We start from the raw sequence: 14732 nt of genomic DNA on the forward strand, positions 1-14732 counted from the left end.
GAAGCAGGGAGTGCCCAAGACTCAAACCGATCACGCCGGCAGCGAGCCCGATTCACCGGTCGAAGAAGCGTCCAGCGGCGTCGCCGTGCTCGATCGCGCGTTCGCGATCCTCCGTGCGTTCGGGCAGACCGACGACCGGCTGTCGCTCGCGGAGCTGTCGCGCCGCACTGGGCTGTACAAGAGCACGATCCTGCGCCTGCTCACGGCGCTCGAACATGGCGGCTTCATGCGCAAGCTCGACGACGGCCAGTACGCGATCGGACACGAGCCGCTGCGGCTCGCGGCGCTGTATCAGCGTTCGTTCCGGGTCGGCCCGGTGGTCGAGCCGCTGCTCGAGACGCTCAGCCGCGAACTCGGCGAAACGGCGTCGTTCTACGTGCGCCAGGGCGACATGCGCTCGGTGCTGTACCGGGTCGAGCCCGCCCGTGCGGTGCGCGTGTCGATTCGGGTCGGCGAGGAGTTTCCGGTGCGCCAGGGCGCGTCCGGGAAGGTGCTGCTGGCGTTTACCGACATGCAGGATGCGCAATGGCACGACGTGCGCGAACAGCTGTGGGCCGCGTCGTACGGCGAGCGCGACCCGGAGACGGCGTCGGCATCCGCGCCCGTGTTCGGGGCGGCCGGCGAGTGTGTCGGCGCGCTGACCGTATCGGGCCCGAAATCGCGGCTCGCCGACGCACCGGCCATGGCGGCGGCGCTCGCGATGCTGTTGCCGCTCGCACAGAAGGCGACCGTCGCGCTCGGCGGCTCAGGCGCACGCTACGACGCAGCGGCCGTGCGCGACAGCCTCGCGCGGCTCGCATCGCCAGCCGGCCACGGCGACGCGGCGTCATAACCGGCAGCGGCGCGCGCCTGGCCACGCCACTGCGCAAAAGGCGGCTGCGTGCGACACTGGCCGCCGATGCATGCATCGCGCGCCGCCTGCGGGCGTGCCGCGCGAGCCACCGCCAACCGGACACGCTTGAGGGCCGCCACCATGAATGCCGCGCGCACCGCCACCTGGTATTTCGATTTCGTTTCGCCGTTCGCCTACCTGCAGCAGGAGCAATTCGACCGGTTGCCGGCCGCCGCCGCGTTCGAGCCGAAGCCCATCGTGCTCGGCGCACTGCTCGCGCACTGGGGCCAGAAAGCGCCGGCCGAGATCGCGGCGAAACGCGTCTTCACCTATCGCCACGCGCAATATCGCGCGGGCAAGCTCGGCATTGCGTTCCGGATGCCGCCCGCGCACCCGTTCAATCCGATCAAGCCGCTGCGCCTCGCGATCGCGATGGGCAATTCTCCCGACGCGATCCGGCGGATCTTCCGGCATATCTGGCGCGACGGCCAGGACGTGTCGACGCCGGAAGGTTTCGCCGCGCTGTGCGAAGCGGTCGGCTTTCCGGAAGGCGTGACGGCCGTCGACGCCCAGCCGGTGAAGGACGCGCTGCGCGCGAACACCGACGATGCGATCGCGCACGGCGTATTCGGCGTGCCGACCTTCGCACTCGACGGCGACCTGTTCTGGGGCGAGGATGCGACCGACATGTTCGCCGACTGCGCGACGTCGCGCGCGTGGCTCGATTCGCCCGAGGTGCGCCGCATCAGCGCGCTGCCCGAAGGGATCCGGCGCGGCTGAAGCCGCTGCGGCCGCCCGCCGCCCTCCGCTTGCGGCACATCCCGCGTCGGAGGTCAGGTATCGCGCCCTTCGACGAGCCCCGGCACGGCCTCGCGCATCATCGCGGCGAATCGCACGAGCCGCGACGGATAGAACTGCGCATGCGGGTAGGTCAGGTAGACGGGCAGCGGCGCGGCCTGCCACTCGGGCGCGAGGTGCACGAGCTCGCCGCGCGCGAGGTGATCGGCCAGCATCCATGACGAGCCGACGCACGCCCCCACCCCCAGCAGCGCCGCACTGCGCAGCGCGTACAGGTTCGCGGTGGTGATGCGCGGGCGCATCGCAATGCGGCGCGTCTCGCCCGTGACCGAATGCGTGAGCGCCAGCTCCGTGCGGTAATACGTGCGCAGCGCGAGCCACGGCAGCGCGGCGAGCGCATCGGGGTCGGCCGGCACGTCGGCGCCGTTCAGCACGGACGGCGCGGCGACCACGAAGCGCGGCACCTTCGAGAGCCGGATCGCGACCACGGCCGGATCGGTCGGCTCCCCCACCTGGATCGCGCAATCGATGCCGCTGCCGACGAAATCCCGCACCTCGTCCTGCAGCAGCCACTCGACCGACACGCGCGGATAGTCGCGCAGGAACCGCGCGAGCGGCTCGACGAAACGCTCCTGGCCGAACGCGTGCGGCACCGCGACCCGCAACAGCCCGTCCGGCTCCTCTTGCGCGCCGCGCAGATCGGCCTCGAACGCCGCCCAGTTCGCCAGCAGTTCCTTCGCGCGCTTGAAGCAGCGCTCGCCGTCGACGGTCAGCCGCATCGTGTGCGTGGTCCGCTGCAGGAGCCGCATGCCGAGCGAGCGCTCGAGCGCCTGCAGCCGCCGGCTGATCGTCGGCTGGGTCGTATGCAGTTGCGCGGCCGCGGCCGACAGGCTGCCGGCTTCGACTATGCGTACGAAGGTTTCCATCAGCTCGAAACGATAGCCGGCGCCGTCCACCGGCACCGCCTGAATGCGCGCAGACCCGCCAGCAGCGGGAGAGAACGGAGATTTTTCGGTCATTCGTGAAGCGTATAACAAATCTGCACAGGGCGGCACTACCGTGGCCGGCCGCATGCCGCCACACTCGCGTCCATTCCTTCATCGCAACCAGGATGCACGCCATGTCCACCCCGTCCCGTCTCGATGCCGCGCCCCGCGCCGCTCACGCCCCGGCCCACCCGGCCGCCCATTCGATGCCCGATCGCCGGCTCGTGCTGCTGCTCGCGGCCGCCGCCGGCCTCGCGGTCGCGCCGCTCTACTACGCGCAGCCGATGCTCGGCGCGCTCGGGCCCGATCTCGGCGCGTCGGCACGGGCGATCGGCTTCGTGCCGACGCTCACGCAACTCGGCTATGCGCTCGGCATCCTGCTGCTCGCGCCGCTCGGCGACCGTTTCGACCGCCGTCGCGTGATCGTGACCAAGGCCGCGACGCTGGTCGTCGCGCTGCTGCTCGCCGCCATCGCGCCGTCGCTCGGGCTGCTGCTCGCGACGAGCTTCGCGATTGGCCTCGCGGCGACGATGGCGCAGGACGTCGTGCCGGCCGCCGCGACGCTCGCGCACGACGCGCATCGCGGCCGCATCGTCGGCACGGTGATGACGGGGCTGCTGCTCGGCATCCTGCTGTCGCGGGTCGTGGCCGGGTTCGTCGCCGAAACGGCCGGCTGGCGCGCGATGTTCGCGCTCGCGGCCGTCAGCGTCGCCGTGATCGGCGTCGTGGCCGCGCGCGGGCTGCCGCACTTCGAGCCGACCACGCGCCTGCCGTATCGCGCACTGATCGGGTCGCTCGGCCAGTTGTGGCGCCAGCATCCGGCGCTGCGCCGCGCCGCGCTCGCGCAGGGGCTGCTGGCCGTCGGGTTCAGCGCGTTCTGGTCGACGCTCGCGGTGATGCTGCACGGCGCACCGTTCCACCTCGGCAGCGCGGCCGCGGGCGCGTTCGGGCTCGCAGGTGCGGCTGGTGCGCTGGCCGCGCCGATTGCCGGGCGCCTGGCCGACCATCACGGCCCCGAACGCGTCACGCGCATCGGCATCGGTATCGCGACGGTGTCGTTCGCGTCGATGGCCGCCGCACCGTTGATGTCGGCGCATGCCCAGCTGGTGCTGCTCGCGGTCGCGACGATCGGCTTCGATCTCGGCGTGCAGGCCACGCTGATCGCGCACCAGGCGATCGTCTACCGGATCGACCCCGCGTCGCGCAGCCGCCTCAACGCGGTGCTGTTCGTCGGCATGTTCATCGGGATGGCGGCCGGCGCCGCGATCGGCAGTTTGTTGCTCGCGCAACTAGGCTGGAATGCGGTGACCGGGCTGGCCGTCGTGACGTCGCTCGCCGCGCTCGCCGTGCGGATCTGGCGCCACTGAAATTCCGCATCGCACGCCCAAGGCGGGCAGGCCCACAGGGCTTGCCCGCCTTTTCTTTTATTTTCGATCGCCGCACGCATGACGCGGCGCAGCCCGGCCGATTCGTGCGCATTCGGCACGAAAAGCTCCCATTCCGCGCACGGTCCGCACCCGCTCGAACGAATGTCCAGTTCAACCGATTATTTTTCCGGCGGCCGTGTGCATCGATGCGAAAACGTCGGACGATTCGATGCGCCCCGCCACGTGGCGCTCGCCCATCCGGCCCCACCGCAAAGCCCCGTTTTATCAGGGGATTCCCGGTATTTTTTCGCATTTTCTTCGAAATATCGGGTGACATACTTGCCCCCCGTTGCGCTCCGGTACGAGCGCGCTTTTCGATCCTGCCGGCCGCATGTCATGCGCTGAGCGTCCGCCCGGGTCGCACAGAACATGAACGATTTCGACACCCCGATCCAGACCTTCCTCACCCACATCACGTTCGGCCCGCTGATGAATCACGCGATCCGCGTGATCGCGGGCCTGTACACGTTCAAGGGCTTCGTGCTCATTCCCGTGCTGTGCTGGCTGTGGTTCCAGCCCGGCCCGAACCGCGAGCGGCAACGCGAGCGGGTCGTCGCGACGATCGCGAGCGGGCTCCTCGCGCTCGCGTTCGGCCGGCTGCTCGCGCAGGTGCTGCCGTTCCGCGTACGGCCGATCTACAACCCCGACCTGCACCTGCACTTTCCGTCGGCGGGGCTCCGCGCGGCCACGCTGCAGGCATGGAGTTCGTTTCCGAGCGATCACGCGATGCTGTGGATGGCGATCGCCACCGGCATCTTCATCATCGCGCGCCGCGTCGGCGTGTTCGCGCTGCTGTATGCGGTCGTGTTCATCTGCGTGCCGCGCGCGTATCTCGGCTTTCACTACCCGACCGACCTGATCGCGGGCGCCGCGATCGGCATCGCGCTCGCGTGGCTGCTGACGCGCGATGCGATCCGTTCGCGCTTCGCGCCGCAGGTGCTCGCGATGATCAAGCGCTTTCCCGCGCCGGCCTATACGCTCGCGTTCCTGCTGTGCTTCGAGCTGATCACGCAGTTCGACGAACTGCTGACGCTCGCGCAGTCAGCCACCCACACGATGTGACGGGGAGACGCCGCGATGCTGCCGCTGCTGACGTTCCGCCGCCCCGGCACGCGCTGCCGGCCATGCGCAGTGGCGGCGCGCCGCGCGTCGCCCGCGCCGATCAGTCGCGATCAGGCGCACCCAGCGGAAAGAACGGGCGAAACGGCCGCGCCTCGTCGACCGCGCGCGCGAACGACGGCCGCGCCAGCAGACGCCGGCGATACGCCAGTACGTTCGCGAACGACGGATCGATCCGGTGCGTCCAGTCCGCGTAGAACAGGAACGGCGCCGCGCCGCAATCGGCGAGGCTGAAGCGGTCGCCGGCCGCCCATTCGCGATCGGCCATCTTCTTGTCCAGCCACGCGTACGACGTCTCCAGCATCGCCCGCGCATCGGCCACCCCGCGCGCATCGCGCTCGGCCTCCGGCCGCAGCGCGTCGAACACGACCTTCTGCTGCGGCGTCGACACGTAGTTGTCGAAGAAACGATCCATCGTCCGCACCTCGAGCGCCGCGTGCGGATCGTCGGGCAGCAGGCGCACGGGGCCCGGATGATTCAGGCCGAGATACTCGATGATGATCGACGCCTCGATCACCATGCGGCCGGCATCGACGAGCACCGGAAAGCGCTTCAGCGGCCACAGCGCGGCCAGCTCCTGCATCGGCTTCGGATCGTCGTGCGCGAGCACGCGATACGCGAACGGCGTGCCGTTCTCGTACAGCGCGGTCAGCACCTTCTGGCAGTAGGACGAAAAGGGATGGGCGTAGAGCGTGGGCATCATCGTGCGGTCTCTCAGGGTTTCGGCGCCGCGTGATGCGGCGCCACATGATCGGATACCTTGACGACGAACGGCACGCGGCCGTTTCGACAGCGAGTCGGCATTTATTTTGTCGTGCGAGTGGGGGCGTTACGACCGGCCGTCCATCACGACGCGCCCTTCGGCACGCCAGCGCAACATCCCGCCACCGAGATTCGCCACCGTGTCGAAACCGGCCTTCAGCAGAATGACGGTCGCCTGCGCGGAGCGCCCGCCGGCCCGGCACACGGTCACGACCGGCCGGTCGCGCGCGATCTCGCCGGCGCGCGCGGCCAGTTCGCCGAGCGGAATCGGCGTCGCGCCGGGCAGGTGGCCGAGCGGGCCGGCGAATTCGTCCGGCTCGCGCACGTCGACGACCTGCACCGCCGGCAGATGATCCTCGAGCCATTGCGGATCGATTTCCCAGAACCCGGCGAACGTATAGACGAGCGGCGCCCAGTCGGGCGCGGCCTGCACATCGGGCGCGTTCGCGGCGACGCCGCACTGCAGGTTCGCCGGCACCGCGACGTCGATCTGGCGCGGATGCGCGAGCCCGAGGTTGCGCATGTAGCCCGCGAAATCGTCTTCGCTCAGGTCGCCGCCGAGACGCGGATTGAAGCGCCGCTCCTCACCGACGCTCGTCACCGTGAGCCCGCGATAGTCGTGCGCCGGATACAGCAGGCACGCGGCCGGCAGCGTGAAAAGCCGGCCGTGCACCGCGCGATACAGCGCGCGCGGGTCGCCCTGCTGGAAATCGGTGCGGCCCGTGCCGCGGATCAGCAGGCAATCGCCGGTGAACGCCATCGATTCGTCGTCGAGCACGAGGCTGATGCAGCCGCTCGTGTGGCCGGGCGTCGCGCGCACGGTCAGGTAGCGCGCGCCGAACGCGCAGCGGTCGCCGTCGTTCAGGTAGCGGTCGGCGCCTTGCGCGCCGCTCGCGGCCGAGATCGCGATCGTGCTGCCCGTGCGCTGCTTCAGCAGCCACGCGCCCGTCACGTGATCGGCATGCACGTGCGTGTCGACGGTCGCGACGAGCCGCAGCCCGAGCTCGTCGAGCAGCGCCGCGTCGCGGCGCACCTGCTCGAACACGGGATCGATCAGCACCGCTTCGCGCGACGCGCTGTCGGCAAGCAGGTACGTGTACGTCGACGATTGCGGGTCGAAGAGTTGCCGGAAGATCATCGCGAAGTCGCTCCGTCGCTGGTTGAAGCTTGTTCGATGCGTACCTGATGCTGTCGTCCGGCCCGCGCCGCGACTGTCGCTGTCGCGCGGGCCGCCCCGTCGTGGTCCGGCATCGCCGGCATCCGGCCGGCACGGTGCGGTCAACGCGGCTGGGTCACGTAGCGCAGGTACGGCTTCAACGTCCGGAAGCCGTCCGGGTACTTCTGCTTCGCCGCATCGTCCGACACCGACGTCGGAATGATGACATCGTCGCCGGGCTTCCAGTTCACCGGCGTCGCCACCGTATGCTTCGCGTTGAGCTGCAGCGCGTCGAGCAGGCGCAGCACCTCGTCGAAGTTGCGCCCCGCGCTCATCGGATAGACGAGCATCGCCTTGACCTTCTTGTCCGGCCCGATGATGAAGACCGAGCGAACCGTCGCGTTGTCAACCGCCGTGCGCGGGCCGCCGCTCGCATTCGGATGAATCATGTCGTACAGCTTCGCGACCTTCAGCTCGTCGTCGCCAATCAGCGGATAGTTGACCGCGTGACCCTGCGTTTCGGCGATATCCGCCACCCACTTCCGGTGATCGCTGACCGGATCGATCGACAGCCCGATGATCTTCGTGTTGCGCTTGTCGAATTCCGGCTTGAGCCCGGCCATGTAGCCGAGTTCGGTCGTGCACACCGGCGTGAAATCCTTCGGATGGGAAAACAGGATCGCCCAGTGGTCGCCGATCCATTCATGAAAGCGGATCGTTCCCTCGGTGGTCTCCGCGGTGAAATCGGGCGCGTCCTCGCCTAGTCGAATCGACATGTTCGTCTCCATCAAGTGGGTATCGTCACGACGCCCGCGCCGCGGCTTGCGCGCGACGCGCGATCGTCCGCGCGCGAAGGGCCGGCATGGCACATGCCGGGCGCCGCGCGTTCATATAGCCTAGTTCAAAATGCGCGCGCCACCGGCATGCGGCGTGCGGTATGCATGCGTGCCGCGGCCGATTCCGACGATGAATGCGGTGCGGCAGAACCTCGCGCCGCCCCCGGCCGCCGGTACGCACTGACTTACACTACCGGCTGTTCTCGTCTTACGTTCACAGGAATCCCGCCGACATGTCGATGACGATCGATCCGAAGCAGGCCGCCGCGCTGCTGGCCGTCGCCGACACGGGCAGCTTCGAGCAGGCCGCCGTGCGCCTGCACGTGACCGCGTCCGCCGTCACGCAGCGGGTCCGCGCGCTGGAAGCGAGCCTCGGCACGCCGCTGGTGCTGCGCACGCGGCCGTGCCGCCCGACGGTGGCCGGGCAGCGCGTGCTGCAGCACCTGCGCCGCGTCGCGCTGCTGCAGGCCGACCTGCAAAGCACGCTCGCGACCGAGCGCGAATCGCCGATCTCGGTCACGATCGCGCTCAATTCCGACAGCCTCGGCACGTGGTTTCTGCCGGCGCTGACATCCGTGCTCGCGGGCGAGCGCATCCTCTTCGAGCTGATCGTCGAAGATCAGGATCACACGTTCGCGCTGCTCGAAAGCGGGATGGCGGTGGGCTGCGTGACGACCGAGCCGAAGCCGATGCGCGGCTGCCTCGCGACGCCGCTCGGCACGATGCGCTACCGGCTGCTCGCGGCCGCCGCGTTCGCGGTGCGCTGGTTTCCGCGCGGGCTGAACCGCACGAGCGCGCGCAAGGCGCCCGTCGTCGCGTATTCACGGCGCGATACGCTGCAGTCGTCGTTCCTGAAGGAGAAGTTCGGGTTGCCCGACGGCGCGTACCCGTGCCACTACGTGCCGGGAACCCATTCACATTTCGCGGCGGTGCGGCACGGGCTCGGCTACGCGATGGTGCCGGAGCCGCTGATCGGCAGTGCACCGCTCGACACGCAGGGGCTCGTCGATCTCGCGCCCGCGCATCCGACCGACGTCACGCTGTACTGGCACGCGTGGACCGTGCAGTCGCCGACGATGGCGTCGTTGTCCGAGCGGGTCGTCGAAGCGGCGCGGCGGCTGCTTGCGCCGCTGCCGTAAGCACCGCCATCGCCACAGTCCGCGGTGTGCGGTATACCTGAAGGCGAGAAACCCCGCCGCGCCGCCTATACTTTTTCCATCGGCCTCGCGAACGCGCCGCGCGGCCGATCACGCCTATCCGGCCGCGCCCTTTCCCGCAAGGAGAACGTCATGTCTCGCCGCTACATCGATTGCCGCGAGTTTCCCAGCGCGACGAATTGCTCAGTCGCGATTTCCGCCGACTCCGACAACGAACTGCTGGAGGCCGCCGTGCAGCATGCGGTCCAGGTGCACCAGCACACCGACAGCGCCGAACTGCGCACGCAACTGCAAGCGCTGTTCCGCGACGGCACACCGCCCGCCGATGCACCCCGGCAAGCATGATCCGCCGGCTCGCCTGATATCGACAGACGGGTTGCCCCATCGCCCCCGTCGCCTCTCCGCCCCCTGCTTCGCGCCATCGGGCCGGCGTCCCCGCCGGCCGGCGCATTCCCCCTTACGCGCGGCGTTGCGCGAAATACGCACCGACCGCGTCGATGAACGTATCGATGTCCGCGCGCGATACGTCGCAGTGCGTGACGAAGCGCGACGCGTACAGCATCTGCGTGAGAATCCCGCGTTCCTTGAGCCACGCCTCGAGCGGCGCGCAATCGGCTTCGGGGAATTGCGCGAACACCATGTTCGTCGCGTGCGACAGCACCTTCACGGTGTCGATCCGCGCGAGGCCTTCGGCGAGATGCGCGGCATTCGCGTGATCGTCCGCGAGCCGCTCGACATTGTGGTCGAGCGCATACAGGCAGGCCGCCGCGAGAATGCCCGACTGCCGCATCCCGCCGCCGAGCACCTTGCGCCAGCGCTGCGCGCGCTCGATCAGCGCACGGTTGCCGACCAGCACCGAGCCGACCGGCGCGCCGAGCCCTTTCGAGAAGCAGATCGACACGCTGTCGAACGGCGCGCCCAGCTCGGCGATCGAACGCCCCGACGCGACGGCCGCGTTGCATACGCGTGCGCCGTCGAGGTGCAGCGACAACCCGCGGCTGCGCGCGAACGCGGTGGCTTCCTGCACGTAGCCTGCCGGCAAAACCTGGCCGCCGATCGTGTTTTCGAGCGCGAGCAGGCGCGTGCGGGCGAAGTGGTTGTCGAGCGGCTTGATCGCCGCGGCGATCTTCGCGAGCGGCAGCGTGCCGTCCGGTGCGTTCTCGATCGGCTGCGGCTGGATGCTGCCGAGCACGGCCGCGCCGCCGCCTTCGTACTTGTAGGTGTGCGCGAGCTGGCCGACGATGTATTCGTCGCCGCGCTCGCAATGGGCCATCAGCGCGGCCAGGTTGCTCTGCGTGCCGCTCGGGAAGAACAGGCCGGCTTCCTTGCCGGCCCGCTCGGCCGTCACCGCCTGCAGGCGCAGCACGGTCGGGTCGTCACCCCATACGTCGTCGCCGGTTTCGGCGGCAGTCATCGCGGCCAGCATTGCCTGGCTCGGACGTGTCACGGTATCGCTGCGTAAATCGATCATCGCTGAGTCCTGGGTAAACGCGGACCGGAACCGATGCGCCCGGCCCTGCCGAAACGAGACTCAGAGTGTACGCAATTCATGCAGCGTGTGCGTATCGACGGTCGATGCGCGCACGGCGCGTCTGGCGCACCCGGCGCACGTGCGCGCCATGCCGTACGACGCCGCCCGGGCCGCCGTCAGTAGCGCGGCGGCGGCGGTTGAACGCCCGCCGGCGGCATCGGCGGCGCCGCGCGCGGCGCACCGCCGTATCCGCCCCCGCCATAACCACCGCCGCCGCTCATCCCGCCCGGCACCGGCACGCGGTTGCCGGTCGCGTACATGCATTGCAGGTAGCCATAGTCGTAGCGGCGCTGGATGTCGTAGGCCGAGCCTTGCGCGGCACCGGCGCCGACCACGCTGCCCGCGAGCAGCCCCGCGCCCGCGCCGACGGCCGCACCCGTGCCGCCGTTGAACGCCGCGCCGGCCGCCGCACCCAGTGCGGTGCCGACGGCCGCGCTGCCGACCGCACTCGCGGTCGACGCCTGCCCGGCGCTCACGCCGCCCGATTGCTGGAACGCGTATTGACGGCAGTTCGCATCGTCGGCGCGGAACTGGTCGAACGACTTGCCGGTGCCCGGCAGCGCCATCACGCTCGGCCCGGTCGGCATGTATGCGCACGCGCCGAGCAGGCCGGCCAGCGCCAGCGCGGCCGGCACGCGCAGCGGTCGAAATACGGATTTCATCGTCGCGCCTCCGTCACTGCGGCCGCGCCGGCACCGATCGCCAGCCCGACTTGCAGGTCTTCACATACGGGTAGTAATGCTTCGACGCGTCGCAGTAGTACCAGAGGTTCGCGTCGCCTTCGTCCTGCGGCTGGCCCTTCTCGACGTACTCGGGCGGCGGCCCCGGATCGACGGGCACGGCAACGACGGGCGGCGGGTAGTAGTAAGGCGCGGGGACGACGGGGTAGTAATACGGGTAGCCGGGGCCGATATAGACTCCGACCCGAGCGGCATGCGCCACGCCGCCCGTCGCGATCGCCACTGCGGCCACCGCGCCCAGTGCGAGCTTCAATCCATTCACGTCACGTTCTCCGGCTGGCGGTTCGTCGATGCGAACCCGACATCCCGAACGCTACGCCGCGCGCGATCCGTCATCCATTACGGGCCGGCGCGCCCATGTTGCGCGGCGTTACCCATGTGACAGACCCCATCGGCCGCGGCCCGCCGGCACGACCGCTTGCGTTACGCGATAACGCACTGAAACGGTTCGGCCGCGCGGGCGCCGTGATGCGGGGCGTCACGCGGCATTTGCATCCGCCTCGAACCGTTCCGATGACGCGACGCGCCATATTGCCGCACGTGCGTCAGACCGCCACGCCGCGGCCGCGCGCGCCGCAAGCAGCCTTCTTGATACGAATCAACGATTTACCCAGGAAATGCGCGCGACGGGCTGGACATCTGCGACGAGTTGGCGCATTTCGCGGTGCAACATCGCGGCCCATACTCCAGCCAACCCCGACGCCCGTCCGCCGGGGTCCGCCGGCACCCGCCGGCGGGTATCGTCAGCCTCGGTCAACTGGTATGGACACCGCTCTTTCGGCCCTCGATCTGGCCCGCCTGCAATTCGCGTTCACCGTCTCCTTTCACATCGTCTTTCCGGCGCTGAGCATCGGCCTCGCCAGCTTCATCGCCGTGCTCGAATATCGCTGGCTGAAAACCGGCAAGCAGTACTACAAAACCCTCTGCCTGTTCTGGTCGAAGATCTTCGCGGTCGCGTTCGGGATGGGCGTCGTCTCCGGCGTCGTGATGAGCTACCAGTTCGGCACGAACTGGTCGGGCTTCTCGAGCTTCGCCGGCGCCGTCACCGGGCCGCTGCTGATGTACGAGGTCATGACCGCGTTCTTCCTCGAGGCCGGCTTCCTCGGCATCATGCTGTTCGGCTGGAACCGCGTGAGCCCGCGCGCGCACTTCGGCGCGACGCTGATGGTCGCGATCGGCACGCTGATCTCGACGTTCTGGATTCTCGCGTCGAACAGCTGGATGCAGACGCCGCAGGGCTTCGAGATCGTCGACGGCCGCGTCGTGCCGACCGACTGGTTCGCGATCATCTTCAACCCGTCGTTCCCGTACCGCCTGTTCCACATGGCGATCGCCGCGTTCATCGTCGCCGCGCTCGTGGTGGCCGCGACCGGCGCCTGGCACCTGCTGAAGGGCCGCCGCGACAAGGGCGTGAAGAAGATGTTCTCGATGGCGCTGTGGCTGCTGCTGGTACTCGCGCCGCTGCAGGCCCTGATCGGCGACCAGCACGGCATCAACACGCTGAAGCACCAGCCCGCGAAGATCGCCGCGATCGAAGGGCTGTGGGAAACGGAAAAGGGCGGTACCGCGCTCAACCTGTTCGGCATCCCTGACATGAAGGCGGAAACGACCCGCTACGCGGTGAAGGTGCCGCACCTCGGCAGCCTGATCCTCACGCACAGCTGGGACGGGGAGATCCGCGGCCTGAAGGAATTCCCGCCGGAAGATCGCCCGAATTCGACGGTCGTGTTCTGGAGCTTCCGCATCATGGTCGGCCTCGGCTTCGCGATGATCGGCCTCGCCGCGCTCGCGTGGTTCCTGCGCCGCCGCGGCCGCCTGTATGAATCGAAGTGGTTCCAGCGCTTCGCGCTCGTGATGGGCCCGACCGGCTTCGTGTCGCTGCTCGCGGGCTGGGTGACGACCGAAGCGGGCCGCCAGCCGTGGGTCGTGTATGGCGTGATGCGCACCGCGCATGCGGTGTCGCCGCTGTCGGTGCAGCAGGTCAGCCTGTCGATGATGACGTTCGTGATCGTGTACTTCCTCGTGTTCGGCACCGGCGTGTACTACATGCTGAAGCTGATGAAGGCCGGCCCCGCGCTGCCCGACGTGAAGCACGACGACACGCCCGACACGCGCCCCGACCACACCGCGCGCCGCCCGATGTCGGCCGTCGACGAGCCGCTCGAGACCGTCTGAGCCCACCCCATTTCGCATACGAGAAAACTATGGACGTCACCGTAATCTGGGCCGCGATCATCGCATTAGGGCTCTTCATGTACGTCGTGCTCGACGGCTTCGACCTCGGCATCGGCATCGTCTTCCCGTTCTTCCCGGACGAGAAGGAACGCGACCTGATGATGAACACCGTCGCACCCGTGTGGGACGGCAACGAGACGTGGCTCGTGCTCGGCGGCGCCGGGCTGTTCGCGGTGTTTCCGGTCGTCTATTCGACCGTGCTGTCGGCGCTGTACCTGCCGCTGATCTTCATGCTGGTGTGCCTGATCTTCCGCGGCGTGTCGTTCGAGATCCGCGCGAAGGCGCGGCGCACGAAGCAGCTGTGGGATCTCGCGTTCATCGGCGGCTCGGCCGGCGCGACGTTCTTCCAGGGGATCGCGCTCGGCGCGTTCCTTCAAGGCATCAACGTGAAGGACGGCGTATTCGCGGGCGACCCCTTCGACTGGCTCACGCCGTTCAGCCTGCTGACCGGCCTCGGCCTGATCGTGACCTATGCGCTGCTCGGCTGCTGCTGGCTCGTCGCGAAGACGGAAGGCGACCTGCAGCGGCGCCTGCATCGCGTCGTGTGGCCGCTGACGGTCGTGCTGCTCGGCTTCATCGCGGTCGTCAGCCTGTGGACGCCGCTGCAGGATCCGGCCATCGCGCAGCGCTGGTTCGACTCGGGGCTGTTCTGGCGCCTGCTGCCGGTGCCGTTCCTGGTCGCCGCGTGCGCGGTATGGATGCGCCGCGCGGTGCGCGCCCGGCACGACATGACGCCGTTCGTGCTCGCGCTGGCGCTCGTGCTGCTCGGCTACGTCGGCCTGCTCGTCACGCTGTTCCCGTATGCGATTCCCCAGACGATGACGATCTGGGAAGCCGCGGCACCGCGTTCCAGCCAGACCTTCACGCTGGTCGGCGCAGCGGTTATCCTCCCGATCATCATCGCCTACACGACGATGGGTTACTGGGTATTCCGAGGCAAGGTGCGCCATGAAGACCAGCATTACTACCACCACTGATTCCGCCGATCGCCAGCCCGCTGCGCCGAAGCCGCGCATGCGCGGCTGGATGTGGTTCGTCGTCCTGTGGGCGGGCGGCGTGCTCGGCGCCGTCACGCTCGGCTATGCGTTCAAGATCTTCATGAACCTGACGCTGTTTGCGGTGAAGTAGGCGAAGCGGCTGCCGGGTCGAGCGA

At 68.9% G+C, this 14732-nt stretch carries 16 protein-coding genes; 9 read left to right on the forward strand and 7 right to left on the reverse strand.

Annotated elements, in window-relative coordinates:
• Positions 1–10: 10 nt before the first annotated feature.
• Together LGM89_RS29605 and LGM89_RS29610 are read left to right on the forward strand one after the other, a co-directional pair.
• Complete coding sequence (locus tag LGM89_RS29605; protein WP_226274800.1) at positions 11–832, forward strand: IclR family transcriptional regulator; 822 nt, start codon at positions 11–13, stop codon at positions 830–832.
• A gap of 141 nt (positions 833–973) precedes the next feature.
• Positions 974–1612: a 2-hydroxychromene-2-carboxylate isomerase gene (locus LGM89_RS29610; RefSeq protein ID WP_226274897.1), complete on the forward strand. Its 639-nt coding sequence runs from the start codon at positions 974–976 to the stop codon at positions 1610–1612.
• A gap of 53 nt (positions 1613–1665) precedes the next feature.
• Here the strand turns inward: LGM89_RS29610 and LGM89_RS29615 are convergent, their stop codons facing one another.
• Positions 1666–2649, reverse strand: coding sequence for a LysR family transcriptional regulator (locus LGM89_RS29615; RefSeq protein ID WP_226274801.1), 984 nt, complete (start codon positions 2647–2649; stop codon positions 1666–1668).
• Positions 2650–2750: 101 nt separating this feature from the next.
• Between LGM89_RS29615 and LGM89_RS29620 the strand changes: the two genes are divergently transcribed.
• Both LGM89_RS29620 and LGM89_RS29625 read left to right on the forward strand, forming a co-directional pair.
• The gene (locus tag LGM89_RS29620; protein WP_226274802.1) at positions 2751–3983 is read left to right on the forward strand and encodes an MFS transporter; all 1233 of its coding nucleotides are present in this window, start codon (positions 2751–2753) and stop codon (positions 3981–3983) included.
• A 429-nt stretch (positions 3984–4412) separates the two neighbouring features.
• The gene (locus tag LGM89_RS29625; protein WP_226274803.1) at positions 4413–5105 is read left to right on the forward strand and encodes a phosphatase PAP2 family protein; all 693 of its coding nucleotides are present in this window, start codon (positions 4413–4415) and stop codon (positions 5103–5105) included.
• 100 nt (positions 5106–5205) lie between these two features.
• Here LGM89_RS29625 and LGM89_RS29630 read toward each other — a convergent pair whose 3' ends face one another.
• The 3 genes from LGM89_RS29630 to LGM89_RS29640 all read right to left on the reverse strand — a co-directional run bounded on the left by LGM89_RS29630 (position 5206) and on the right by LGM89_RS29640 (position 7856).
• On the reverse strand, positions 5206–5865 hold the full coding sequence (locus tag LGM89_RS29630) for a glutathione S-transferase family protein (RefSeq protein WP_226274804.1): 660 nt from the start codon (positions 5863–5865) through the stop codon (positions 5206–5208).
• Between the two features lie 126 nt (positions 5866–5991).
• Positions 5992–7062, reverse strand: coding sequence for a rhodanese-like domain-containing protein (locus LGM89_RS29635; RefSeq protein WP_226207282.1), 1071 nt, complete (start codon positions 7060–7062; stop codon positions 5992–5994).
• A gap of 140 nt (positions 7063–7202) precedes the next feature.
• The gene (locus LGM89_RS29640; RefSeq protein ID WP_089428890.1) at positions 7203–7856 is read right to left on the reverse strand and encodes a peroxiredoxin; all 654 of its coding nucleotides are present in this window, start codon (positions 7854–7856) and stop codon (positions 7203–7205) included.
• A 293-nt stretch (positions 7857–8149) separates the two neighbouring features.
• Between LGM89_RS29640 and LGM89_RS29645 the strand changes: the two genes are divergently transcribed.
• Positions 8150–9055, forward strand: coding sequence for an HTH-type transcriptional regulator ArgP (locus LGM89_RS29645; RefSeq protein ID WP_089433450.1), 906 nt, complete (start codon positions 8150–8152; stop codon positions 9053–9055).
• Positions 9056–9205: 150 nt separating this feature from the next.
• On the forward strand, positions 9206–9418 hold the full coding sequence (locus LGM89_RS29650; RefSeq protein ID WP_089496053.1) for a DUF1059 domain-containing protein: 213 nt from the start codon (positions 9206–9208) through the stop codon (positions 9416–9418).
• A 112-nt stretch (positions 9419–9530) separates the two neighbouring features.
• Here the strand turns inward: LGM89_RS29650 and ltaE are convergent, their stop codons facing one another.
• The 3 genes from ltaE to LGM89_RS29665 form a co-directional block, all read right to left on the reverse strand.
• Complete coding sequence (ltaE, locus tag LGM89_RS29655; RefSeq protein ID WP_226274805.1) at positions 9531–10544, reverse strand: low-specificity L-threonine aldolase; 1014 nt, start codon at positions 10542–10544, stop codon at positions 9531–9533.
• A gap of 176 nt (positions 10545–10720) precedes the next feature.
• A complete protein-coding gene (locus tag LGM89_RS29660; protein WP_226274806.1) occupies positions 10721–11266 on the reverse strand; it encodes a YMGG-like glycine zipper-containing protein in 546 nt (181 codons plus the stop codon).
• Positions 11267–11279: 13 nt separating this feature from the next.
• Positions 11280–11606 (reverse strand): hypothetical protein, encoded by a 327-nt coding sequence (locus LGM89_RS29665; RefSeq protein ID WP_039364383.1) that lies wholly within the window; start codon positions 11604–11606, stop codon positions 11280–11282.
• A 500-nt stretch (positions 11607–12106) separates the two neighbouring features.
• On the opposite strand from LGM89_RS29665, the gene LGM89_RS29670 reads away from it, so the two are divergent.
• The 3 genes from LGM89_RS29670 to LGM89_RS29680 are packed head-to-tail and all read left to right on the forward strand — an operon-like array spanning position 12107 to position 14707.
• A complete protein-coding gene (locus tag LGM89_RS29670) occupies positions 12107–13519 on the forward strand; it encodes a cytochrome ubiquinol oxidase subunit I (RefSeq protein ID WP_089496050.1) in 1413 nt (470 codons plus the stop codon).
• A gap of 29 nt (positions 13520–13548) precedes the next feature.
• Complete coding sequence (gene cydB / locus LGM89_RS29675) at positions 13549–14556, forward strand: cytochrome d ubiquinol oxidase subunit II (protein ID WP_226207278.1); 1008 nt, start codon at positions 13549–13551, stop codon at positions 14554–14556.
• Complete coding sequence (locus LGM89_RS29680; protein WP_226274807.1) at positions 14528–14707, forward strand: hypothetical protein; 180 nt, start codon at positions 14528–14530, stop codon at positions 14705–14707. Before cydB ends, LGM89_RS29680 begins: the two co-directional genes overlap by 29 nt.
• Positions 14708–14732 lie beyond the last annotated feature (25 nt).

Source organism: Burkholderia sp. AU31624, assembly GCF_020420065.1.
GTDB lineage: Bacteria > Pseudomonadota > Gammaproteobacteria > Burkholderiales > Burkholderiaceae > Burkholderia.

Bases quoted from the DNA above. Each gene is read 5' to 3' on its own strand.
- LGM89_RS29680 (WP_226274807.1), top strand. From the start codon at position 14,528: ATGAAGACCAGCATTACTACCACCACTGATTCCGCCGATCGCCAGCCC.
- LGM89_RS29640 (WP_089428890.1), bottom strand. From the start codon at position 7,856: ATGTCGATTCGACTAGGCGAGGACGCGCCCGATTTCACCGCGGAGACC.
- LGM89_RS29615 (WP_226274801.1), bottom strand. From the start codon at position 2,649: ATGACCGAAAAATCTCCGTTCTCTCCCGCTGCTGGCGGGTCTGCGCGC.
- LGM89_RS29620 (WP_226274802.1), top strand. From the start codon at position 2,751: ATGTCCACCCCGTCCCGTCTCGATGCCGCGCCCCGCGCCGCTCACGCC.
- LGM89_RS29645 (WP_089433450.1), top strand. From the start codon at position 8,150: ATGTCGATGACGATCGATCCGAAGCAGGCCGCCGCGCTGCTGGCCGTC.
- LGM89_RS29660 (WP_226274806.1), bottom strand. From the start codon at position 11,266: ATGAAATCCGTATTTCGACCGCTGCGCGTGCCGGCCGCGCTGGCGCTG.
- LGM89_RS29625 (WP_226274803.1), top strand. From the start codon at position 4,413: ATGAACGATTTCGACACCCCGATCCAGACCTTCCTCACCCACATCACG.
- ltaE (WP_226274805.1), bottom strand. From the start codon at position 10,544: ATGATCGATTTACGCAGCGATACCGTGACACGTCCGAGCCAGGCAATG.
- cydB (WP_226207278.1), top strand. From the start codon at position 13,549: ATGGACGTCACCGTAATCTGGGCCGCGATCATCGCATTAGGGCTCTTC.
- LGM89_RS29630 (WP_226274804.1), bottom strand. From the start codon at position 5,865: ATGATGCCCACGCTCTACGCCCATCCCTTTTCGTCCTACTGCCAGAAG.
- LGM89_RS29670 (WP_089496050.1), top strand. From the start codon at position 12,107: ATGGACACCGCTCTTTCGGCCCTCGATCTGGCCCGCCTGCAATTCGCG.
- LGM89_RS29610 (WP_226274897.1), top strand. From the start codon at position 974: ATGAATGCCGCGCGCACCGCCACCTGGTATTTCGATTTCGTTTCGCCG.
- LGM89_RS29635 (WP_226207282.1), bottom strand. From the start codon at position 7,062: ATGATCTTCCGGCAACTCTTCGACCCGCAATCGTCGACGTACACGTAC.
- LGM89_RS29650 (WP_089496053.1), top strand. From the start codon at position 9,206: ATGTCTCGCCGCTACATCGATTGCCGCGAGTTTCCCAGCGCGACGAAT.